This is a genomic window from Vibrio sp. 2-1-2a (genome assembly GCF_032648565.1).
Classification (GTDB): Bacteria; Pseudomonadota; Gammaproteobacteria; order Enterobacterales; family Vibrionaceae; genus Vibrio; species Vibrio diabolicus.
This window is the reverse complement of the sequence record NZ_WBOH01000002.1, coordinates 705,612-728,761: the sequence shown is the minus strand read 5'-3', so window position 1 is coordinate 728,761 and position 23,150 is coordinate 705,612. Positions and strand designations below refer to the sequence as shown.

The following is a 23,150-nucleotide window of genomic DNA, read 5'->3' as shown; positions in this document are numbered from 1 at the left end:
CAAGGAGCAAAGAATGCTAATTTTGACTCGCCGCGTAGGCGAAACACTGATGATTGGTGATGAAGTGACTGTAACTGTACTAGGTGTGAAAGGTAACCAAGTACGTATCGGCGTTAACGCTCCGAAAGAGGTTTCAGTTCACCGTGAAGAAATCTACATGCGCATTCAAGCTGAAAAAGGCAATGGCAACGTTGCTTCAGGTAACTACTAAGTCGCTCCTGTTTACAGAGCTTAGTTTGAATGAAAAAGGCTAACCGAAGGGTTGGCCTTTTTAGTCTTTAATGTTTTTGAAGATTTGCGGAAACCATTGTGTTGAGTGTGGCTGTGAATCCGTCAATATTGTTGAATCGAACACCAGGAAGTCGTTTGAAAATAAATGTCTTTTTTTCAGAGAAGACTCTCTTTTTTTCATCATAATAGAGTGGTAAAGTTCGTTTAATAGTCACTTTGATTAAATCAGCAACGGTTAAGTCAGTTTCGTGGATTTTTTCAAAGAAAGTGTTTGACATATTTTCGGTAAAACGTAATATGTGCCTCCGCAAGACGGTGAGGTGGCCGAGAGGCTGAAGGCGCTCCCCTGCTAAGGGAGTATACGGTTTATCCCGTATCGAGGGTTCGAATCCCTCCCTCACCGCCATTCTTGCAACGTTGAGAAATCAACAAAAAAGTGCGTCCTTAGCTCAGCTGGATAGAGTACCTGGCTACGAACCAGGCGGTCGGAGGTTCGAATCCTCCAGGACGCGCCATATCTCTTCTGAGATATAACAATGAAAACGGTGAGGTGGCCGAGAGGCTGAAGGCGCTCCCCTGCTAAGGGAGTATACGGTTTATCCCGTATCGAGGGTTCGAATCCCTCCTTCACCGCCATTCATTGACTGGCCCGATGGCCTTTTTTTTGTTTCGTAAGAAATGAATGTGATTTGCTTCACAACTTCCTAGCAAGAAGATCTGCGCGTCCTTAGCTCAGCTGGATAGAGTACCTGGCTACGAACCAGGCGGTCGGAGGTTCGAATCCTCCAGGACGCGCCACTATTTAATAATTCGTTTGATAAACGGGTTATACAAAGTAAAATAAGATTATTGCGCGTCCTTAGCTCAGCTGGATAGAGTACCTGGCTACGAACCAGGCGGTCGGAGGTTCGAATCCTCCAGGACGCGCCACTTATTGAAGGGTATTGCCCTGATATTGATGAAAGTTGATATCGAAAACTGCGCGTCCTTAGCTCAGCTGGATAGAGTACCTGGCTACGAACCAGGCGGTCGGAGGTTCGAATCCTCCAGGACGCGCCACTTATTAAAGGGTAATGCCCTGATGTTGACGAAAGTTGATATCGAAAACTGCGCGTCCTTAGCTCAGCTGGATAGAGTACCTGGCTACGAACCAGGCGGTCGGAGGTTCGAATCCTCCAGGACGCGCCACTTATTAAAGGGTATTGCCCTGATATTGATGAAAGTTGATATCGAAAACTGCGCGTCCTTAGCTCAGCTGGATAGAGTACCTGGCTACGAACCAGGCGGTCGGAGGTTCGAATCCTCCAGGACGCGCCAGATACAAAAAAAGCCTCGCAATTGCGAGGCTTTTTTGTATCTGGACATCAGGAACTATGGCCTAGAGTTGTTAGAGGCGAGGTCCTTCTTTTCCAAAAGCGAATATGTGCTTATCTAAGCAATTTGGAATAAAGTTTCTGCTGTAGTTTGTGAATCTATCCTTACTATCTCTCCTGTATATTGATTTCCGTTTCTTTCACTTCAATTGTTTAAATGTAACTTCTTTGTTTTTTATTTGTTTATTAATTGTTATTTAATGGCATCCTTTTGTTTCTATTAGCTTTTATGTGTAAATCTCGATTTGGTTTTGAAATCCAAATCGCAGTTTTTATTTATGTCCTCCTTTACTCTGTTCGTAAGGAGATAGCAGATTCGCAGTAATTATTTTGTCATGAACTGTGATCTGGGTAGTGAATAAATAATCATTTATCAGGATTATTACAAACCTTCCTTAAACAAAATTGACAAAATTTAACCAATCGAGATAATCCATTGGTCGGGATTTGACGCTATTAAAGTCCTGCACGTTGTCAGGATGACAAAGAAAGGAAGCAACATGACTAATATAGGAAGCCTGCTAGTAGATGCGGCCACCCTGATGCTAACGGGGATGGCGGTCGTATTTATTTTCCTCACTATTCTTGTTTATCTCGTTCGGCTAATGTCGAAATTGGTACCAGAAGAAGTACCAGAGCCGATCGCAGCACCAAAAACAAATACTAATATTCAATCAACCTCTTCAGCTGTTAGTCCACAAGTAGTGGCGGCGATCTCGGCTGCGATTCATAAACATCGCGCCTCATTCGCGAAGTAGCCGAACCAGGATTAAAAAGGAGTTTAAGAGCATGTCTAAACCACTAGCTATTACAGATGTGGTCCTTCGTGATGCCCATCAATCACTATTTGCTACGCGTATGCGTATTGAGGATATGCTGCCTATCGCAGCTGAGTTGGATAAGGTTGGTTACTGGTCTCTAGAGACTTGGGGTGGCGCAACGTTTGATTCTTGTATTCGATTCTTAGGGGAAGATCCTTGGGAGCGTTTACGTGAGTTGAAAAAAGCGATGCCTAATACGCCAATGCAAATGCTACTGCGTGGTCAAAACCTTTTAGGATACCGCCATTATGCCGACGACGTAGTAGAGAAGTTCGTTGAACGCGCACATGCTAACGGTATGGACGTGTTCCGTATCTTTGATGCAATGAATGACGTGCGAAACTTCCAGAAGGCTGTTAAAGCAACGGTCGATGTTGGCGCACATGCTCAAGGTACGCTGTCTTACACAACAAGCCCTGTGCATAACGCAGACACTTGGGTTGACTTGGCAAAACGTCTAGAGGATTTAGGTTGTCATTCACTGTGTATTAAAGATATGTCTGGCTTACTCAAGCCTTATGAAGCGGAAGAGCTTATCACGCGTATCAAAGCGTCTTGTGATGTGCCATTAGCACTTCATTGTCACGCGACGACAGGCTTGTCTACTGCGACAGCGGTAAAAGCAGTTGAAGCTGGTATTGATATTCTCGATACAGCGATTTCTTCAATGAGTTGTACCTATGGTCACACACCGACGGAAACGGTAGTCGCGATGCTAGAAGGAACCGAGCGAGATACGAATTTGAAGCTCGAGCAACTAGAACCTATCGCCGCGTATTTCCGTGAAGTACGTAAGAAGTACGCGAAGTGGGAAGGTCAGTTGAAAGGTGTAGACTCTCGCATCCTGATTGCTCAAGTGCCTGGCGGCATGCTGACCAACATGGAAGGCCAACTGAAAGAACAGGGCGCGGCGGATCGCATTGATGAAGTCTTAGAAGAGATCCCTCGTGTTCGCGAAGATCTTGGTTTCATTCCATTGGTGACTCCAACTTCGCAGATCGTCGGAACGCAAGCGGTGATTAACGTGCTTACTGGCGAACGCTATAAGAGCATTACTAAGGAAACCGCTGGTCTATTGAAAGGCGAATACGGTCAAGCGCCAGCCGAGTTAAATGCAGAGCTGCAAGCTAAAGTACTTGATGGCAAAGAGCCTATTACTTGTCGTCCTGCCGATTTGCTTGAGCCTGAAATGGAGACGCTTACTGTTGATCTGATGGAGAAAGCGAAATCAGAGGGTATTAAGCTAGCAAGCGAGCGTGTTGATGATGTACTTACTTATGCGCTTTTCCCTCAAGTTGGTCTCAAGTTCCTTAAGAATCGTGAAAACCCAGAAGCATTTGAACCTGCACCAACGCTAGAAGCCGCGAAGCCTGCTGTACCTGCGGCGCAAACAGCAACTGGCGGCGTAGAAACTTATAGCGTACGTGTTGACGGACATGTGTATGAGGTGGAAGTCGGTCCTCAAGGCGAGCTAACCTCTGTCGCTCCTTCTGCGGCGCCTGCAAAATCGACGGCACCTAGCGCACCTTCTAGCGCTTCTGCTGAAGCGGTGCCTGCTCCTCTTGCCGGTAACATCTTTAAAGTGAATGTTCAGCCTGGTGCTGAAGTGGCTGAAGGCGATGTACTACTGATTCTTGAAGCAATGAAGATGGAAACAGAAGTGCGTGCGGCGCGTGGTGGTGTTGTCCAAGAGTTGAACGTTAAAGAAGGCGATGCTGTCACAGTAGGTGCGCCTCTGTTGAGCCTAGCGTAAGGGAGTATCATGGACGGATTGTTAACCCTTTGGGCAGAAACAGGGATCGCTAACTTCGAGTTCGGCCAAATCTGTATGATGCTGGTTGGTTGTACCTTGCTGTTTTTGGCAATCAAAAAAGGCTTTGAGCCTTTACTGTTATTGCCGATTGGTTTTGGTGCTATCTTGGCGAATATTCCAAATGCTGGCTTTACTGAGCCTGGCGGCTTGCTCTACTACGTTTACTACATTGGGATTGAATCGGGTGTGTTCCCGTTGTTGATCTTCATGGGTGTGGGTGCGATGACCGACTTTGGTGCTTTGATCGCAAACCCAAAAACGTTGTGGCTAGGTGCGGCAGCTCAGTTTGGTATTTTTGCGACACTGTTTGGCGCTATTTTGCTCAACTATGTACCTGGTATGGAGTTCTCCATGGCGGATGCATCGTCTATCGCCATCATCGGTGGTGCGGATGGCCCAACGGCGATTTTCTTAGCAAGTAAGTTATCACCAGACCTGCTTGGTGCGATTGCTGTAGCCGCGTACAGCTACATGGCTTTAGTGCCAATCATTCAGCCGCCAATCATGAAGGCGCTAACCACTAAGGAAGAACGTGAGATTCAAATGGCGCAACTGCGTCACGTGGGTAAATGGGAAAAGGTATTGTTCCCGATGGCAGTATTACTCATGACGATTCTTTTCCTACCTTCAGCAACGCCTCTTGTCGGTATGTTCTGTCTTGGTAACTTAATGCGTGAAGCGGGTGTGGTCGATCGTCTATCGAAAACCGCACAAAATGAGCTGATCAACATCGTGACGATCTTCTTGGGCTTAGGGGTTGGCTCGAAGCTGCAAGCGGATCAATTCCTGAACTTAGAAACATTAGGCATTCTAGGGCTTGGTGCGGTTGCGTTTAGTATTGGTACGGGGGCTGGTGTGCTAATGGCTAAGTTGCTGAACAAGTTCTCAAAAGAAGACATCAACCCACTTATTGGTGCGGCTGGCGTTTCTGCGGTACCAATGGCCGCGCGTGTGGTGAACAAGGTCGGCTTACAAGCTAACCCGCAAAACTTCTTGTTGATGCATGCGATGGGACCAAACGTTGCAGGTGTATTGGGCTCAGCAGTGGCCGCTGGTATCTTGCTAGCACTTGTCGGCTAGTCATTACCGAAAATGGAATGATCAACCAATTTACAAAATCACGATTAACTTCGGTTAACAAAATGGTTTATAGTCAAAGGGATGCTTTCGCATCCCTTTTTGTTTTCTTGCAGGGAATGGTTTATGGAACACAAACAGATCGTTATCACTGAATTTGGTGATGCCAACGTACTCGCGATTCAACATGCTTCTACACCATCACCACAGCCTGGTGAAGTCTTAGTAAAAGTCGCTTTTTCAGGCGTAAATCCTATTGATGTTAAAACTCGAGCCGGACTCGGTTGGGCAGCTGCGCAGAACAAGGATAATTTACCTTGGGTACCAGGTTACGACATCTCAGGAAAAGTCGTGTCCTGTGGAGACGGGGCGTCGCGTTTTGATGATGGTGATGAGGTGGCTGGATTTATCGGTTTCCCAGTCCGAGGCGGTGGGTACAGTCAGTACGTATGTGTTCCAGAAGCTGAGTTAAGTCATGTTCCCAGTTCAGTTACTTTAGAGGCTGCCGCAGCATTACCGTTGGCTGGCCAAACTGCGGCACAAGCACTCAGCAAAGCCAATGTGACAGAAAACGATCGCGTACTTATCCTCGCAGGAGCCGGTGGCGTTGGACACCTAGCGGTACAAATCGCGGTCGCGACTAAAGCAGAAGTCTTTACAACCTGCAGTGAACGAAATTTAGACTACCTGGCTACCCTTGGCGCTCACGCAGTGAACTATCAATTTGCACCAGTGTCAGAACGTGTTGAAGACGTTGATGTTTTGATTGATTTAGTAGGTGGAGATGCCGCGTTAGATGCGCTTAAATGCCTGAAAGACGGTGCGAGAGTCATAACCGTTCCAACCATCACGGCTGAGCTGATTTGTGAAAAAGCCAAACTCCTAGGCTTTGAGGCTAACGGCATGTTGGTTGAGCCAGATCCAGCGCAATTAGATACCTTGTTGTACATGGTTGGCGTTGGTTTGCTGAAGACTGAAATTCAACAGGTTTATCCGATGAGCGATGTGATTGCTGCTCACCAGCAAGTTGAATCAGGAAGAACCAGAGGCAAGGTGTTGCTTGATATGACATGCTAGAAGCATTTAATACGAGCTTTGAAAGTTTAGCGCTTTGGTTTTCAGATTCAGCATTATGGGTGCTTTTCATGACCGGTTTTCTCAGTGCCACTTTGTTACCTGGTGGCTCTGAGGCGGGCTTAGTTGCCACTCTCTCATTAAATCAATATTCCGTTTCGTCAATTATTATGGTCGCCACTATCGGCAATACGCTTGGTGGCTTAACAAATTATTGGCTTGGCTTGTGGATTCCCAACAAAGCGCAAGAAGAAAAGCACGGTCATACCGCATTAAAGTGGCTGTCAAAGTATGGCTATTGGGGATTGTTTTTTAGCTGGTTACCTGTGATTGGAGACCCGCTGTGTTTAGCCGCAGGGTGGCTGAGAATGAAGTTTCTGCCTTGCGTGATTTTAATATTTTTAGGAAAGGCTGCTAGGTATAGCTTACTTGCGGCCATCTATCTCGGATTATTTTAAGGAAAGTACATGAAGATGTTTTGGGTTGGCGCGTGTTCACTTTTGGTGATCACGGGCTGTGCATCAAATACGCCAGTTTCATCACTGCCGAAAGGGGTAACTTTCGTCGAGTCATCGAAAGCGGAAGAAGGCAAAGTTAAGATTCCATACCAAAAGTATAAACTCGATAATGGCTTAACGGTGATCTTAGCTCCTGAAGATTCCGACCCATTGGTCCATGTGGATGTGACTTACCATGTTGGTTCGGCTCGTGAAGAGGTGGGTAAGTCTGGTTTTGCGCATTTCTTTGAGCACATGATGTTCCAAGGTTCAGAGAACGTTGGTGACCAAGAGCACTTCAGAATCATCACAGAGGCTGGCGGTACGTTAAATGGTACGACAAACCGTGATCGTACTAACTACTTTGAAACTGTCCCGGCTAACCAGCTAGAGAAAATGCTGTGGTTAGAGTCTGACCGTATGGGCTTTTTGCTGGATGCGGTTTCTCAACGCAAATTTGAAATTCAGCGTTCAACTGTAAAAAATGAGCGAGCTCAGCGTTACGATAATCGTCCTTATGGCTTAATTTGGGAGCGTATGTCTGAAGCGTTATATCCTGAAGGTCATCCGTATTCGTGGCAAACTATTGGTTATGTTGAAGATCTTGATCGTGTTGATGTGAACGATCTCAAAGCGTTTTTCTTACGTTGGTATGGCCCAAACAATGCGACTATCACTATCGGTGGGGACTTAGACGTTGAACAAACTCTTGAGTGGGTAAATAAGTACTTCGGTTCGATTCCTCGTGGGCCAGAGGTTGAAAATGCGCCGAAACAACCTGCAAAACTGCAAGAAGACAAATACATCACGCTAGAAGATCGCATTCAACAACCGATGGTGATGATCGCGTGGCCAACAACTTACAACGGCGAAGAAAGCCAAGCGTCTCTCGATACGCTATCTGAAGTGCTAGGTGGCGGTACAAACAGCGTGCTCTACCAAGACTTAGTCAAGACTCAAAAAGCCGTCGATGCGGGCTCATTCCATGACTGTGCAGAACTGGCGTGTAACTTTTACGTTTATGCAATGGGTGACTCTGGGGACAAAGGCGATCTATCAAAACTGTACGACGAGCTTTTACAGTCACTCAATCAGTTTGCTGAAAAAGGCGTGACAGAAGATCGCCTTGAACAATTGAAGGGTAAGGCGGAAGCGGATGCTATTTTTGCATTAGAAAGTGTTAAAGGCAAAGTAACGCAGTTGGCATCCAACGAGACATTCTTCGGCGATCCAGACCGTCTTGAGCAACAGCTTGAGCAGATCCGCGCAGTCACGCCTGCATCGGTAGAAAAAGCGTATACGGATTTTATCCAAGGTAAGAACAAAGTGACCCTAAGCGTGGTACCAAAAGGAAAAACTGACCTTGTCGTAAAACCAGCGACCTTTGTGACGCCAAAGCGTACGCTACCAGAATACGAGAAGATCACTGATGATCAATTGGCGTATCGTCGTGCGACCGATAACTTCGATCGCTCTGTGCAACCGCCTGTAGGGGAGCCAGTGAAAGCGACGATGCCTGAGTTGTACGAGCTTCATTTCAATAATGGCTCGGAATTGCTTGGTGCGGTTAGCGATGAAACACCAACGGTCATGATGCAGTTTAGTTTACCTGCGGGAACACGTTTTGTTGAAAAGGGCAAAGAAGGTCTTGCCCAGTTGACCGCAGCAATGTTGCAAGAAGGCACAACGAAACGTAGTGTCGAAGAGATTCAAGCTGAGCTCGATAAACTAGGTAGTGTCATCTCCGTGAATGCAACGGGCTACACAACAAACATCAGCGTTTCTGCTTTAGAAAAGAATTTAGAGCCGACGTTGAAAATTGTCGAAGAGATGTTGCTGTCTCCTGCATTCAAGCAAGCAGACTTCGAGCGTGTGAAGATGCAAGCGCTAGAAGGTCTTGTGTATGAGCATCAAAACCCAAGTTGGATGGCATCACAAGCGACTCGCCAGGTGCTTTATGGGGACTCTGTCTTTGCTCGACCAAAAGACGGCACGCAAGCAGGTGTCAGTGCACTAACGTTGGATGATGTCCGTGAATTCTACTCGAAGCATTACACGCCACAAAGTGCGCAAATCGTCGTTGTTGGTGACATTGATCAACAGGAAATTGAACAGCAACTGACGTTCTGGAAAAACTGGCAGGATGAAGCTGCACCATTGTATGCACCGCAAAGCATCGCTGCATTAGGTGAGCAAAAGATCCATCTTGTTGATAAACCAGGTGCACCACAAAGTGTGGTCATGATGGTTCGTCAGGGTATGCCTTACGATGCAACGGGCGATTTTTACCTAAGCCAACTGGCAAACTTCAACTTAGCTGGAAACTTCAATAGCCGCATTAACCAAAACCTACGTGAAGACAAGGGTTACACATACGGCGCTTACGGCTACTTCTCTGGAAATCCAGAAACTGGCTCGGTTGTTTTCACCGCGCAAGTACGAGCGGATGCAACGGTTGCTTCTATCATTGAGATGGAAAATGAGCTAAATGAATACTCGCAGTCAGGAATTACTGATGAAGAGATGAAATTTATGCGTCAAGCGGTCGGTCAAAAAGATGCACTGAAATATGAAACGCCAACACAAAAAGCGGAACTCATCAGTGATATTCTTAAGTACAACCTCGATCAAGATTACTTGCAGCAAAGAAACGCTATCGTAGAAAAAGTCGATAAGCAGACTTTGAATGCACTGGCTCAAAAGTGGTTTGATCCAAATGACTATCAAATTATCGTCGTTGGTGATGCTAAATCACTGCGTCCTCAATTAGAAAAGTTGGGGAAAGACGTAGAAGAGCTTGAAATCATTCGATAGAGTACACATTTAATAGCGGAGAAACGTTTCTCCGCTATTCATCTAGATAAGCGACTTTTCGTGGGTTATTTATCTAGATGCATTAAATATCAATAACTTAGCTTACGCTTGTCCTTTGTGATAAGTGTCCTGCTCCCAATATAAGCGAACCTCATTTTGACTGATTTTGCTGCGCGACTAAAAAAAGTTGCATCAAACCCCGAAGTATTTAAGCAGTTTGGACGCGGTGTTGAGCGAGAAACTTTGCGCTATCGTCAGGATGGACATCTAGCAACAACACCTCATCCAGAGGGGTTAGGCTCAGCGTTCACAAACCAATGGATCACGACTGATTTTTCTGAATCATTGTTAGAGTTCATTACTCCTGTGTCACATGAAATTCCAGAACTGATGGCACAACTGAAAGATATCCATCACTTCACGCAGACAAAAATGGGTGAAGAAAAGATGTGGCCTCTTTCTATGCCATGTTATGTTGGCTCGGAAGAGGATATTCAGCTTGCTCAGTACGGCTCTTCGAATGCAGCAAAAATGAAAACCCTGTACCGAGAAGGCCTAAAACGCCGTTATGGCAGCCTGATGCAAATCATCTCAGGTGTGCATTTTAACTTCTCGTTCCCTGAGATATTTTGGGATGCGCTATACGGCGAGCAAGATGAACAAGCCCGCCAAGATGCTAAGTCTGATGCCTACTTTGCGCTGATCCGTAACTATTACCGTTTTGGTTGGATGATTCCGTATTTCTTCGGTGCATCGCCAGCGTTATGCGGCTCTTTTATTCAAGGTCGTGAAACCGATCTGCCATTCGAAAAAATTGGCGGCACTTTGTATTTGCCGAAATCGACGTCTTTGCGTTTGAGCGATCTGGGCTACACCAATAGTGCGCAAAGTGTGCTGAAAATTGGCTTTAACAGCATTGATCAGTATCTGGATGGTTTGAGCGATGCGATTCGTCACCCATCAGAAGAGTTTGCGAAAATAGGCGTCAAAGTGGACGGTGAATACCGCCAGCTTAATTCCAATATTTTACAAATTGAGAACGAGCTATACGCTCCAATTCGTCCGAAACGCGTGTCGAAAAGTGGTGAGAAGCCTTCAGATGCGTTACGACGCGGTGGGGTTGAGTACATTGAAGTTCGCTCTCTAGACGTTAACCCATTCAGCGCAGTGGGGTTGGATGAAGAGCAAGTACGATTCCTTGATCTCTTCCTGACTTGGGCGGCCTTGTCAGACTCGGATCCAATGGACAACTGTGAATTAGAGTGTTGGCGCGACAACTGGAACAAAGTCATTGTTTCTGGTCGTGAAAAAGGGCTAATGCTGCAAATTGGTTGCCAAGGTGAACGTCTATCTCTGCAAGATTGGGCGCATCGCGTGTTTGTCGAGCTGCGTCAGATAGCACAGCAAATGGATATGGCTGCTGGTGGCAGTGCATACCAAGATGTGTGTAATAAACTCGAGACATGGATTGATAACCCAGAACTAACGATTTCAGGTCAACTATTAGAGCTGACGAAAGAGCTTGGTGGGTTAGGTAAAGTCGGCTGTGCGCTTGGCATGAAGTACCGCGAGGAAAATCTAGCTCACGGTTATCAGTACTACTCGCAAGATACGATGGAAACGGAAGTGGCGTCGTCAGTAGAAAAGCAAAAGCAAGCGGAACAAAGTGACACGCTATCTTTTGATGATTTTTTGGAAGATTACTTTGCTTATCTGAAGCAGTAGTGAATAGGTAAAGGTTGGGTGGGATTGAACATTAAACCGTTAGTAGTATCGGTACTCGGAAGCATGTTACTTGCAGGTTGTGCCACGGCACCGCCAAAGCAGCAGAATAATTTATGTGAGATATTTCGAGAGAAATCCGGCTGGTATGATGATGCCAAAGATATGGAAGAAAAGTGGGGAACTCCCATTCATGTCGCTATGGCTATTATTAAACAAGAAAGCAGCTTTCGGCACGATGCGAAACCACCCAAAGACTATTTATTGGGATTTATCCCTTGGGGACGAGTCAGCAGTGCGTATGGTTACGCTCAAGCTCAAGATCCTGCTTGGGAAGATTTCCAAGATGCGACGGGTCAGGGCGGTTCTCGTACCAACTTTGATGATTCAATGATGTTTGTCGGTTGGTATACTCACGAAACGAGGCGCCAACTAGGGATTTCGTTATGGGACCCATACAGTCAATATCTGGCTTATCATGAAGGTCGAGGTGGGTACAAGCGAGGTACTTATAAGCGAAAGCCCAGTTTGCTCAAAGTCGCTCGACGTGTTGAACAAACTGCAAAAACTTATGGCTGGCAGCTGAAGCAATGTCGTCAGGAATTAGAAGACAACAGCAGCTGGTTCTTTTAACCCACAGCCTGTTTATGTGCTGAAGGGATGAATGACATTTATCCAGTACCGAGAGGTATTGGAGTTACAATCAGGAGAGATGTAATGCCTTTACTCGATAGTTTTACCGTGGACCACACTCGCATGAATGCACCAGCAGTGCGAGTGGCGAAGACCATGCAGACCCCAAAAGGGGACACGATTACTGTCTTCGATTTACGCTTTACCGCGCCAAACAAAGACATCCTTTCTGAAAAAGGTATTCATACACTAGAGCACCTTTATGCAGGCTTTATGCGCAATCACCTAAACAGCGATTCTGTTGAGATCATCGATATTTCGCCTATGGGTTGCCGCACCGGCTTTTACATGAGCCTGATTGGCACTCCATCAGAGCAGCAAGTAGCGGATGCTTGGATTGCGGCCATGGAAGACGTACTAAAGGTAGAAAGCCAGAACAAGATCCCTGAACTCAACGAATACCAATGTGGCACGGCAGCGATGCACTCTTTAGAAGAAGCACAACAGATCGCGAAGAGCATTTTGGATGCTGGTGTATCGGTGAACAAAAATGATGAACTTGCTTTGCCTGAATCGATGCTAAAAGAGCTGCGCATCGACTAGTTGCTAAAAACTTATCAAGAAGCATATTTATCCAGAACTAAAAAGAGCCTGACATGATCAGGCTCTTTTCTTTTTATTTCTTATCGTGAGTTTTTCTCATCGTGATTTGTAGATAGGGGCTATTTTTTCTTTTTAGGATAAACACGAACGAGCTTGATGCGGTTTTCTTCAATCTCAACAAGCTCCATTGGATGACCAGCCACTCTCACGCTTAAATGGCTCTCTGGAATATCTTCCAGGTGCTCCAAAATAAGACCGTTTAACGTTCTTGGGCCATCCGTTGGTAAATCCCATTTCAGGCCTTTGTTGATATCTCGGATATTGGTGCTGCCTTCAATGAGGAAGCTTCCGTCACCTTGAGGACTGATTTCATCAGAAAGGCTTGGAGAAATCGAGGTCGTGAATTCGCCAATGATCTCTTCCAGAATATCTTCCAATGTCACCAAGCCAATAATGTCGCCATATTCATCAACAATTAGACCAATGCGCTGTTTATTGCGTTGAAACTTTAACATTTGCACGTTCAGTGGCGTACCTTCCGGGATGTAATAGACTTCATCCGCGGCACGTAATAGCGTCTCTTTATTGAACTCGTTTTTTTCCAGCATCAGGCGGTAAGCTTCACGCAGGCGCAGCATGCCAACCACTTCATCAATTTGGTCACGATAAAAAACAATGCGTCCATGTGGTGAGTGGGTAAGCTGACGAACGATGGATTTCCAGTCATCATTAATATCGATACCGGTAATCTCATTGCGTGGCACCATGATGTCGTTCACAGTGACGTGCTCAAGATCCAAAATAGATACCAACATGTCTTGGTGTCGCCGAGGGATCAATCCGCCAGCTTCGTTTACTACGGTACGCAGCTCATCGGAACTAAGATGGTCTTCTACTGAGTGATCTGCTTTTACGCCAAGTAAACGAATAAAGCCATTCGTAATAAAGTTAACGAGCATCACCAAAGGCGATAGTAACTTCATCAATATGGTCAGTAGGATACTGCTCGCGTAAGACACGCGTTCAGGGTACAGCGCTGCAATTGTTTTTGGGGTAACTTCAGCAAAAACCAATACAACCATAGTCAGTGCACCGGTTGCGATAGCGACACCTAAATCACCATACAAACGCATACCAATAATGGTCGCGATGGCGGACGCGAGAATATTAACGAGGTTGTTGCCGATAAGAATAAGACCAATCAAACGATCTGGACGGTCTAATAGCCTTTCGACTCGCTTAGCGCCTTTATGCCCATTTTTGGCTAAGTGCTTTAAGCGATAACGGTTCAGAGACATCATCCCTGTTTCTGAGCCGGAAAAGTAACCTGATATGACGATAAGACACGCGAGTAGCGCAAACAAGATACCCGTAGAGATGTCGTCCAAAACGTTGCTGTTCCTTGTAAGTATTGGGTTATATAACGGTTGAGTAAGTCCGTTAAGTCAAAGGGTTAAGGCGTACTGTATTTTATCTAGCCTAAAATATAAAGGATAGGAGCCCTAGAGCTCCTTAATTCAAGATGATTTCTTTCACAAAGCGACTGCCAAAATACGCCAGAGTTAACAGCGTTGCCCCTGCGACAGCGAACCAAGTAACTTTTCTACCACGCCAACCTTTTTGATAATGACCCCAAAGCAGTATTGAGTACACAATCCAAGCGATGAAAGAAAGAATGCCTTTATGCGCTTTACCTTGAGCAAACATATCCTGCACAAAGACAAAGCCAGTAATGAGCGTGCCAGTTAACAATAAGTTACCGATCAAAATGATTTTGAATAGCTGACGCTCTACCATTAATAAAGGCGGCAGGTTTGGGTTAATCGCCAAAGATTTTTTTGTTTTCAGTTTGTGATCCAACCAAGCCAGTTGAAGTGCGTAGAGTGCACCGATAGTTAAAGTTGCGTATGAGAACAGCGCAAAAGAAATGTGAATGAGTAGCTTAGGGTCATTCTCTAGGTGCTTGATAAACGTGCTTGGCAAAAATGTGGCAGCAGATAAATTGATGGCAGCAAAGCTATAAACGACAGGCAATAAAAACCACAACCGATTTTTCAACATAGCAAGGCTCATGACCAGAGAAATAATAAAACTGATCAAAGAGGCTACGTTGAGAATACTAAGGTTTTGACCTGCACCATCAAAAATCAGATCACTCAAAATCCACGCATGAAAAACAAGCGCACAGGCAGCACTAGCAAACACTGTTTTTGCTTTGATTCCTGACTGCTGTGAGAGTCCGGGTATGATGGTCGCAATCGCCAAAACATAAAGTATGGCGGCCGCGATGGCTATTAAGCTATCCATGAATCCTAAATATTATTGTGCACAATGAGGAAATTATACCTTGCATTACACTTTGGGGCTACGTTATATCCGACATCAATCGTGAGAGATGAGATATTGAAATTAATAAGTTACCGCACCATATAGAAATAGAGACAAGAATAGAGCAGCGGTACGGGTATGACTCAGACCTTGGCTAATGTATACTCACACTAATTAATCGCCATTTTAGCGAAGAGACAAAGATGTTTGAGAATTTAACGGATCGATTATCCAAAACGCTGAAAAATATCAGTGGCAAAGGTCGTCTGACCGAAGACAACATTAAAGAGACCCTACGTGAAGTACGAATGGCCTTACTTGAAGCTGACGTTGCGCTTCCGGTTGTTCGTGAATTTGTTAACCGCGTTAAAGAAAAAGCGGTAGGTGTAGAAGTTTCTAAATCTCTGACTCCAGGTCAGGAATTTATCAAGATCGTTCAAACAGAACTTGAAGCCGTAATGGGTGAGTCGAATGAGGCGCTAAACCTTGCCGCTCAACCACCTGCTGTGCTTCTTATGGCGGGTCTACAAGGTGCGGGTAAAACCACATCGGTAGGTAAGCTATCTAAGCTTTTAAAAGAACGTGACAAGAAGAAAGTCTTGGTTGTGTCTGCCGACGTTTACCGCCCTGCGGCAATCAAGCAGCTTGAAACGCTGGCATCAGACATCGGTGTTGACTTCTTCCCATCATCTCCAGACCAGAAGCCTATTGATATCGCCAATGCAGCGATTGACCATGCGAAGAAAAAATTCTACGACGTATTGATTGTCGATACCGCAGGTCGCTTGGCGATTGATGAAGAGATGATGGGGGAGATCAAAGATCTTCACGCAGCTATCAACCCAGTAGAAACGCTATTTGTTGTTGACGCTATGACGGGTCAAGACGCAGCAAATACAGCAAAAGCCTTTGGCGATGCGCTACCTCTTACTGGTGTGGTTCTAACTAAGGTTGATGGTGATGCTCGTGGTGGTGCGGCACTGTCAGTACGCCATGTAACGGGCAAACCAATCAAATTCTTGGGTGTCGGTGAAAAAACTGACGCGCTAGAACCGTTCCATCCAGATCGTGTTGCTTCACGTATTCTTGGTATGGGTGACGTTCTGTCTTTAATTGAAGACCTACAACGCAACGTTGACCAAGAAAAAGCAGAAAAGCTGGCGAAGAAGTTCAAAGAGAAGAAAGGTTTCGACCTTGAAGATTTCCGTGAACAGCTAGGCCAGATGCAAAACATGGGCGGCATGATGGGCATGATGGATAAGCTTCCAGGCATGTCTCAGCTACCAGACAATGTGAAAGACAAAGTCGATGACAAGATGTTCAAACAGATGGAAGCGATCATCAGCTCCATGACAATGAAAGAACGTCAACGCCCAGAGATTATCAAAGGCTCGCGCAAGAAGCGTATTGCGGCTGGTTCTGGTGTGCAGGTTCAAGACGTAAACCGCTTACTAAAACAGTTCACCCAAATGCAGAAGATGATGAAAAAGATGCAAAAAGGTGGCATGAAAGGCATGATGCGCAACATGCAAGGCATGATGGGCGGCATGGGTGGAGGCGGTGGCTTCAACCCATTTGGTCGTTAATTAATCGATCACGCATAGATTCAGGGTGTTAGGTACGTCACAAACTTTAAATTCAATTTATGTTGGTGAAAAAGTAACTAAACTCCTTGCATTGCTCCGGGAGAAGAGTAAAATTCCGGAGCTTTATTTTGGCACGAGACCCCAAACTATTTAATTTCTTGAATGGTTTTTGGGGTTAATTTTATTTTTGAGAAAGCAAAGAGGACGACATGGTAACCATTCGTTTGGCACGTCACGGCGCTAAAAAGCGTCCATTTTATCAAATCGTAGTAGCGGACAGCCGCAACGCTGCAACTGGCCGTTTCATCGAGAAAGTTGGTTTCTTTAACCCAACTGCTAAAGGTCAAGAAGAAGGTCTACGTCTAGACCTAGACCGCGTTAACCACTGGGTTGGTCAAGGCGCGTCTGTATCTGACCGCGTTGCTAAGCTAGTTAAAGACGCTCAAAAAGCGGCTTAATTTTTTTACTTGAAAAGTAGAAACTAGTTTATGTCGATGAAAGGTAAAGAAACAATGAGCAACGAAAAGATTGTTGTAGGCAAGTTTGGTGCTACTTACGGCATTCGAGGTTGGCTTAAGGTTTTTTCCTACACAGACAATGCTGAAAGCATTTTCGATTACAGCCCTTGGTACATTAACCAAAAGGGTAAGTGGGTTGAGTACAAAGTAGAAAGCTGGAAGCGCCATAACAAAGGTATGGTGGCTAAGCTGGAAGGCATGGATGTTCGTGAAGACGCGCATCTAATGACGAACTTTGAAATTGCTATTGACCCTGCGGTACTGCCTGAATTGTCAGAAGATGAGTTCTACTGGCGCGAATTGTTTGGGATGCAAGTTGTAACTACTAAAGGTTACGATCTAGGTGTCGTTACTGACATGCTAGAAACTGGCTCAAACGATGTTCTGGTTGTTAAAGCAAATCTTAAAGATGCTTTCGGGCAGAAGGAACGATTAATCCCGTTCCTTGAAGAGCAAGTGATCATTAATGTTGATCGCGAAGCTCAACGGATCGAAGTTGACTGGGATCCTGGATTCTAATCTCCAAAATTACAGAGCGAGATAAACATGTGGGTTGGCGTTATTAGCCTTTTTCCAGAAATGTTCCGTTCTGTTACTGATTTTGGAGTAACAGGTCAAGCGGTTAAAAAAGGTCTTTTGTCGATTGAGACTTGGAATCCTAGAGATTTCACTCACGACAAACATCGCACAGTCGATGACCGACCTTACGGTGGTGGCCCTGGTATGTTAATGATGGTTCAGCCTTTGCGCGATGCCATTCATACCGCGAAAGCAGCCTCACCGGGCAAGACGAAAGTCATCTACCTTTCTCCTCAAGGTCGCAAGCTCGACCAGAAAGGAGTAGAAGAACTGGCAACAAATGAGAACTTGCTTCTGATTTGTGGTCGTTACGAAGGGATAGATGAGCGCATCATTCAATCTGAAGTCGACGAAGAATGGTCGATTGGTGATTTTGTGATGACGGGTGGTGAGATACCAGCCATGACGTTAATCGATTCTGTCTCTCGGTTTGTTCCGGGTGTACTAGGGGATTTCGCGTCAGCAGAAGAAGACTCTTTTGCAAATGGCTTGTTAGATTGCCCTCACTATACGCGTCCAGAAGTGTTGGATGACAAAGAGGTACCAGCGGTACTGATGTCAGGCAATCACAAGGACATTCGTCAATGGCGACTAAAACAGTCGCTGGGCCGAACTTGGCTTAGAAGACCAGAGCTCCTGGAAAACCTAGCTCTGACTGACGAACAGGAACAATTACTTGCTGAGTTCATTAGTGAACATAACGCAAAGTAACCTAATTTATTTAGTATCAGTTTATTCTAGGAATTTAAAAAATGAGTAACATCATCAAAGCTCTTGAAGAAGAGCAAATGAAATCAGACCTACCTAAATTTGCACCAGGTGACACTGTTGTAGTTCAAGTTAAGGTAAAAGAAGGTGACCGTGAGCGTCTACAGGCTTTCGAAGGCGTTGTAATCGCAATCCGTAACCGTGGTCTACACTCTGCTTTCACTGTACGTAAAATCTCTAACGGTGAAGGTGTTGAGCGTACGTTCCAAACACACTCTCCAATCGTTGATAGCATCGAAGTTAAACGCCGTGGTGCAGTACGTCGTGCCAAGTTGTACTACCTACGTGAGCGTTCTGGTAAGTCTGCTCGTATCAAAGAGAAACTTGCTAAGAAGTAATGCTATAACTAGCGTTCTCATCTTAAACGGAGTCCTTTTAGGGCTCCGTTTTTTTATTTGTGTAATTAGCTTGCTCGTTTCTTTTCACCCGACCTGCACTGTCGATGCTCATGCACTGACGTACACTCCGCGCCTCAGCTCTGCTGTGAGTAGATTCCTGATGCCGCTATGGCCCCTCGGAATGACAGGAAATGATGGTCAAAGATTATAGAGTACCGTGGTTAAAATTCGTCATTCTGGACAGCGACGAAGGAGCGTGATTCAGAATCTACTAGTCGAGCATGCAATTGTTTAAGTTGTTAGCTTCATCCTTGCTATGAGTAGATTCCTGATGCCGCTATGGCTCCTCGGAATGACAGGAAATGATGGTCAAAGATTATAGAGTACCGTGGTTAAAATTCGTCATTCTGGACAGCGACGAAGGAGCGTGATTCAGATTCCCCAAGAAGGAGCCTAGGATATTCCTTTACCCTAGAGCTTCAATTAATACTGGTCTTCAGACCAGCCATCACTGTCGGACATATCAGGGGCGCCTGGGATGGTGTTTTCTTCATCTGCCCATTCACCAAAATCAATCATTTGGCATTGTTTACTGCAGAAAGGGCGATGAGGACTTTGTTCTCCCCATTCTACATCGGCGCCACATTGTGGGCATTGAACGATGGTAATTTTAGACATAGTTGAGCGTCCCATTACTAATTGGTGTTAAAGGGTAGTATACCTAAATGAATTCAAGATGGCTTATTCAACGCGCTATTGCTGCTACGAAATTTTATCCAATATAAGCGTAATAAAGCGTTGAATTTTAGATTGTGGGGGAGGCTTAGTGTCGTCTTAGCTGCACACAGCAAGTTCAAACTCAATATCTTGTGTGCACGCTTGACCGTTTTCAAACGACATAAACTTGATCGCAAAGCGGTTTTTATGGCCAGAAATCATAGGATAAACGCCATATTCCATTGGGATGTGGAGCCTTAGAATATTGGCTTCATCAGCGTCACTTTGGAAGAAACCCGCACGACCGATTTGAGCTTTGAAATGTCCGGTCTCTCTGGTGAGTTTCAACCATAACGAAAGCGCATCAGATAAGGGCTTTAAGCTTACTTGCCACTGCTGTGCATCATGCTTTTTACGTTCAATGGGTAGGTGAAGCCAGTAATGTAACGCTGGCAAATCAAAACAACATGAACCACCCGGCAGATTAAAGCGTTGGCGGATAGAGCTTAAGAAGCGATCTTCTTTTAGTGCTTGACCAAAACGCTCTGCACCCATCAGTTGGCTATGAACGACATCTATCTCTTGTAGTAGGGTATTTAATGCGTCTTGATCGACGCCATCAACATTTAGCCAATGGCGGTACGACAGTCGTTGTTTCTCTAAATCTTTGGCCAGTTCACTTTTCAGCTGGATCTGTTCGAAGATTTCAACCATATCGAATAACGCACGGAAAAACAGTTGGTACTGGTGATTTTCGCTAAACCCAGAGGCCAAGTGAGCCTGACGCAGCAGAGACTCCACTCTTAGATAAATACGAGTTTTCTCATTTAACGGATGTTCAAATTTGTGCGTGGTCATCGACATAAGCCTTTGTGAGTTTCGTTCCTATTTTCGCAGATTTTTCTTACACATGGCTAGGTACTTTTCGTGCAAATCTGTGATTTGAAGCAAAAGATCTGGGTCACTTGGATTATTCTTAACCACATCGTCTGCAAGCGTGAGTCTTTGCTCTCTTGATGCTTGAGAGGCAAGGATAGCGCGAGCTTGTTCTTCACTCACATTGTCTCGTCTCATCGTGCGAGATATCTGTGTATTCGGTTCTACATCGACGACAAGAACTCGATCACACAAACTGTCTAGCTTGTTTTCTACGAGCAACGGCACCACAAGTAACGCATACTCTGAGGTGACTTGCTGCAAATCTTCGATCATCTTTTCACGAATTATCGGGTGCAACAGTGCGTTGAGCCATGCTTTTTCATCTGAGTTTGAAAAGATTTTCTCTCTCAGCTTTGCGCGATCTAAAGTTTGGTCTTCACGAACGATATCGTGACCAAAATGTTCAATAATCGCGTTTAGTCCGGGAGTACCTGGCTCGACAACTTCTCTTGCTACAATGTCGGCATCGACGATATCGATTTTAAATTGTTGTTTGAACAGATTCGCGACGGTTGTTTTACCGCTAGCGATACCACCTGTTAAACCAATAACCAAAGCCATTTACACTCCTAGAACTGAAGTAAAGTACCAGTTTAAAATCTGGTCGCCCCAAATTAAGCTTATCCAACCAGCAATTGCTAAGTAAGGACCGAAAGGAAAAGCTTTTTCAATTCCCTGTTTTTGCAAGCGTAGTTGAATGATGCCAAATATGATGCCAACCACAGAAGAAAGTAGAATGATCATCGGCAGTGACTGCCAGCCCAGCCAAGCCCCTAGTGCTGCTAGTAATTTAAAATCACCATATCCCATTCCTTCTTTACCAGTAAGTAGCTTAAAGCCCCAGTAAACGGACCAGAGACATAGGTAACCAGCAATAGCCCCAATGACAGAATCTTGTAGAGTAACAGGACTTATTTCGACTAATGCTAAGGCAATGCCAGCCCAAGTTAATGGTAATGTTAATTGGTCAGGTAACAACATAGTATCGAGATCGATAAATGTTGCGGCGATTAAGATAAAAGTGAAAAAGAGTAGGGCAACGGTAAAGTAACTAAAACCAAAGTGGTAAGCGACAAAGCCTGAGCAGAACGCAGTGAGCAGTTCAATCAGTGGATAGCGTGCGCTAATGGCTGTCTGACAGTTGTGGCATTTGCCTTTTAAAAGCAGCCAGCTAATCACAGGGATGTTGTCTCGAATACGTATCGGCGTTGCGCACTTCTGACAGGAGGAGCGTGGGACGCTCAAGGTCAGCACTTCTTTAGGAGGTTCTATTTTGTATTCAGGAAATGACTCGGCACATTCGCGTCGCCATTCTAGTTCCATGATTTTAGGTAGTCGATAAATAACCACATTGAGGAAGCTACCCACGATCAGACCGAAGATGGTGGCAAACACAACGAATAGCCAAGGGTAGTACTGGAATACTTCCATATTTGTCTCTTGAGCGATGAGTGAAATCAGCAAGTGTTTTAAAGGAGTTAACAGCTCATTCTAGCCCAATACACTCATTAAGTTAAAGATTGGCAAGTACATTGCTGTCACTAATCCGCCAACAACGATGCCTAAAAAAACGATAATTAGCGGCTCTAGGATTTTACTAAGGTTGTCGACGGTGTTGTCGACTTCAAACTCGTAGATCGTTGCAACTTTATTGAGCATATCGTCAAGTCGACCAGACTCTTCACCGATCATAACCATTTGTAACACCAATTCAGGGAACACATTACAATTACGCATGGCAACATACACTGGCATACCTGCCGCGGTATCACGGTAAACTTCTTCTATGGCGAGTTGATAGTGTAAGTTTCCTGAGGTTTTTGATGTGGTTTTTAAACTGGTTAGAATTGGAATGCCCGCTGTAAAGCTCGTGGCGAGTGTTCGACTAAATTTGGCGATAGCGGCTTTTGATAATACGGGCCCGAGGACAGGAAATTTAAGCACAGAGCGATTGAGCATTAAGCGAAAAGAATCTGAACGCTTAGAGAGGATTCTTGCTGAGATGAATAGACTGATAGAGCCTAGTGCTATAAAGGGGCTCCAGTTTTGTGTCCAGGCGGAAAGATCTAACACTTGCCTGGTAAACCAAGGTAAGTCAGCACCAAAACCAACAAACATTTTTTCGAACTCGGGAATGACTTTGGTGAGCATGATAAACGACACGCCTAACGCTACTAGCACTACCATGGCTGGGTAAATCAGTGCTTTGATCACTTTCGCACGAAGCTGCTCATTTTTTTCTCGGTAGGTGGCTAAGCGCTCGAACACTTCCGCTAAGTTACCGGATTGCTCACCTGTTGCGATAAGGTCGGTATAGAGTGGGTCAAAGTGTTCACTTGCAGTGCGCATGGCTTTTGACATGGGTGTACCTGCCTCAACGGCGCGTGTCACGCTCATCAAAATGGATTTCATCTCTGCTTTTTTATGGTTTTCTGAGACCAATTTTAAAGCCTGAACTAAGGGCACACCGGTTATCAACATCGTCGAAATCTGACGGGTAAACACCGTGATGTCTCTGCCTTTCACGCGATGGCTGAGTTTAGTGAGAAACGAGATACTGCTTTTCTTTAACTTCTTGATCTTGATGTGTTGTGCGTCTAGACGCTCGCGTACTTCAATTTCTGTCATCGCGAGAGTTTGTCCAGACGTCTTTTTGCCTGAACTGTTGATGCCTTTCCAGCGGAAGTTTTTAAGTTGTGGTGTAGTGCTTTTCATAGAG

At 45.2% G+C, this 23,150-nt stretch carries 22 protein-coding genes and 8 tRNA genes; 23 read left to right on the top strand and 7 right to left on the bottom strand.

The window, feature by feature from the left end; genetic code table 11:
* Positions 1-13 precede the first annotated feature (13 nt).
* From csrA to luxS, 18 genes are all read left to right on the top strand, one after another.
* Positions 14-211 (top strand): carbon storage regulator CsrA, encoded by a 198-nt coding sequence (gene csrA, locus F7Y48_RS07965; RefSeq protein ID WP_004415691.1) that lies wholly within the window; start codon positions 14-16, stop codon positions 209-211.
* Positions 212-545: 334 nt separating this feature from the next.
* A tRNA-Ser gene (locus F7Y48_RS07960) sits at positions 546-637 on the top strand.
* 32 nt (positions 638-669) lie between these two features.
* Positions 670-746 (top strand) — tRNA-Arg (locus F7Y48_RS07955).
* Positions 747-775: 29 nt separating this feature from the next.
* A tRNA-Ser gene (locus F7Y48_RS07950) sits at positions 776-867 on the top strand.
* A gap of 85 nt (positions 868-952) precedes the next feature.
* A tRNA-Arg gene (locus F7Y48_RS07945) sits at positions 953-1,029 on the top strand.
* A gap of 55 nt (positions 1,030-1,084) precedes the next feature.
* Positions 1,085-1,161, top strand: a tRNA-Arg gene (locus F7Y48_RS07940).
* Between the two features lie 52 nt (positions 1,162-1,213).
* Positions 1,214-1,290 (top strand) — tRNA-Arg (locus tag F7Y48_RS07935).
* 52 nt (positions 1,291-1,342) lie between these two features.
* Positions 1,343-1,419: transfer RNA gene (locus F7Y48_RS07930), tRNA-Arg, on the top strand.
* A gap of 52 nt (positions 1,420-1,471) precedes the next feature.
* A tRNA-Arg gene (locus tag F7Y48_RS07925) sits at positions 1,472-1,548 on the top strand.
* Between the two features lie 556 nt (positions 1,549-2,104).
* Positions 2,105-2,362, top strand: a complete 258-nt coding sequence (locus tag F7Y48_RS07920; RefSeq protein WP_005379932.1) for an oxaloacetate decarboxylase subunit gamma — start codon at positions 2,105-2,107, stop codon at positions 2,360-2,362.
* A 31-nt stretch (positions 2,363-2,393) separates the two neighbouring features.
* On the top strand, positions 2,394-4,178 hold the full coding sequence (gene oadA, locus F7Y48_RS07915; protein WP_085342640.1) for a sodium-extruding oxaloacetate decarboxylase subunit alpha: 1,785 nt from the start codon (positions 2,394-2,396) through the stop codon (positions 4,176-4,178).
* Between the two features lie 9 nt (positions 4,179-4,187).
* Positions 4,188-5,318, top strand: coding sequence for a sodium ion-translocating decarboxylase subunit beta (locus tag F7Y48_RS07910; protein WP_005396706.1), 1,131 nt, complete (start codon positions 4,188-4,190; stop codon positions 5,316-5,318).
* Positions 5,319-5,441: 123 nt separating this feature from the next.
* Positions 5,442-6,392 carry an NADP-dependent oxidoreductase gene (locus F7Y48_RS07905; RefSeq protein WP_085342641.1) on the top strand — a complete coding sequence of 317 codons (951 nt, stop codon included), beginning with the start codon at positions 5,442-5,444 and terminating at the stop codon, positions 6,390-6,392.
* Positions 6,386-6,847, top strand: a complete 462-nt coding sequence (locus tag F7Y48_RS07900; protein WP_005396704.1) for a YqaA family protein — start codon at positions 6,386-6,388, stop codon at positions 6,845-6,847. The genes F7Y48_RS07905 and F7Y48_RS07900 overlap by 7 nt, the downstream gene beginning before the upstream one ends.
* A 9-nt stretch (positions 6,848-6,856) precedes the next feature.
* Positions 6,857-9,700 (top strand): M16 family metallopeptidase, encoded by a 2,844-nt coding sequence (locus F7Y48_RS07895; protein WP_150919419.1) that lies wholly within the window; start codon positions 6,857-6,859, stop codon positions 9,698-9,700.
* A 156-nt stretch (positions 9,701-9,856) separates the two neighbouring features.
* Entirely contained in the window at positions 9,857-11,425 is a 1,569-nt protein-coding gene (gene gshA, locus F7Y48_RS07890; protein ID WP_104970943.1) for a glutamate--cysteine ligase, read from the top strand.
* Positions 11,426-11,449: 24 nt separating this feature from the next.
* The gene (locus tag F7Y48_RS07885) at positions 11,450-12,055 is read left to right on the top strand and encodes a hypothetical protein (protein ID WP_170891673.1); all 606 of its coding nucleotides are present in this window, start codon (positions 11,450-11,452) and stop codon (positions 12,053-12,055) included.
* Between the two features lie 84 nt (positions 12,056-12,139).
* Positions 12,140-12,658 (top strand): S-ribosylhomocysteine lyase, encoded by a 519-nt coding sequence (gene luxS / locus F7Y48_RS07880; protein WP_005396698.1) that lies wholly within the window; start codon positions 12,140-12,142, stop codon positions 12,656-12,658.
* Positions 12,659-12,777: 119 nt separating this feature from the next.
* Here the strand turns inward: luxS and F7Y48_RS07875 are convergent, their stop codons facing one another.
* Positions 12,778-14,046, bottom strand: coding sequence for an HlyC/CorC family transporter (locus F7Y48_RS07875; protein WP_005396696.1), 1,269 nt, complete (start codon positions 14,044-14,046; stop codon positions 12,778-12,780).
* 124 nt (positions 14,047-14,170) lie between these two features.
* A complete protein-coding gene (locus tag F7Y48_RS07870) occupies positions 14,171-14,965 on the bottom strand; it encodes an inner membrane protein YpjD (protein WP_047008980.1) in 795 nt (264 codons plus the stop codon).
* 224 nt (positions 14,966-15,189) lie between these two features.
* On the opposite strand from F7Y48_RS07870, the gene ffh reads away from it, so the two are divergent.
* From ffh to rplS, 5 genes are all read left to right on the top strand, one after another.
* Entirely contained in the window at positions 15,190-16,572 is a 1,383-nt protein-coding gene (gene ffh / locus F7Y48_RS07865; protein ID WP_005385423.1) for a signal recognition particle protein, read from the top strand.
* Positions 16,573-16,781: 209 nt separating this feature from the next.
* A complete protein-coding gene (rpsP, locus tag F7Y48_RS07860) occupies positions 16,782-17,030 on the top strand; it encodes a 30S ribosomal protein S16 (RefSeq protein WP_005379962.1) in 249 nt (82 codons plus the stop codon).
* Between the two features lie 30 nt (positions 17,031-17,060).
* On the top strand, positions 17,061-17,609 hold the full coding sequence (gene rimM / locus F7Y48_RS07855) for a ribosome maturation factor RimM (RefSeq protein ID WP_005379964.1): 549 nt from the start codon (positions 17,061-17,063) through the stop codon (positions 17,607-17,609).
* 27 nt (positions 17,610-17,636) lie between these two features.
* Positions 17,637-18,380 (top strand): tRNA (guanosine(37)-N1)-methyltransferase TrmD, encoded by a 744-nt coding sequence (gene trmD, locus F7Y48_RS07850; RefSeq protein ID WP_085342646.1) that lies wholly within the window; start codon positions 17,637-17,639, stop codon positions 18,378-18,380.
* Positions 18,381-18,421: 41 nt separating this feature from the next.
* A complete protein-coding gene (gene rplS / locus F7Y48_RS07845; protein ID WP_005379971.1) occupies positions 18,422-18,775 on the top strand; it encodes a 50S ribosomal protein L19 in 354 nt (117 codons plus the stop codon).
* A gap of 483 nt (positions 18,776-19,258) precedes the next feature.
* Here the strand turns inward: rplS and yacG are convergent, their stop codons facing one another.
* The 5 genes from yacG to F7Y48_RS07820 form a co-directional block, all read right to left on the bottom strand.
* Positions 19,259-19,453 carry a DNA gyrase inhibitor YacG gene (yacG, locus tag F7Y48_RS07840; protein WP_005396692.1) on the bottom strand — a complete coding sequence of 65 codons (195 nt, stop codon included), beginning with the start codon at positions 19,451-19,453 and terminating at the stop codon, positions 19,259-19,261.
* A 156-nt stretch (positions 19,454-19,609) separates the two neighbouring features.
* Positions 19,610-20,350 carry a cell division protein ZapD gene (gene zapD / locus F7Y48_RS07835; RefSeq protein WP_012841416.1) on the bottom strand — a complete coding sequence of 247 codons (741 nt, stop codon included), beginning with the start codon at positions 20,348-20,350 and terminating at the stop codon, positions 19,610-19,612.
* Between the two features lie 27 nt (positions 20,351-20,377).
* Positions 20,378-20,992, bottom strand: coding sequence for a dephospho-CoA kinase (gene coaE / locus F7Y48_RS07830; RefSeq protein ID WP_258506937.1), 615 nt, complete (start codon positions 20,990-20,992; stop codon positions 20,378-20,380).
* Positions 20,993-21,862: a prepilin peptidase gene (locus F7Y48_RS07825; RefSeq protein WP_054574814.1), complete on the bottom strand. Its 870-nt coding sequence runs from the start codon at positions 21,860-21,862 to the stop codon at positions 20,993-20,995.
* Positions 21,863-21,922: 60 nt separating this feature from the next.
* Positions 21,923-23,146, bottom strand: a complete 1,224-nt coding sequence (locus F7Y48_RS07820) for a type II secretion system F family protein (RefSeq protein WP_258506936.1) — start codon at positions 23,144-23,146, stop codon at positions 21,923-21,925.
* Positions 23,147-23,150 lie beyond the last annotated feature (4 nt).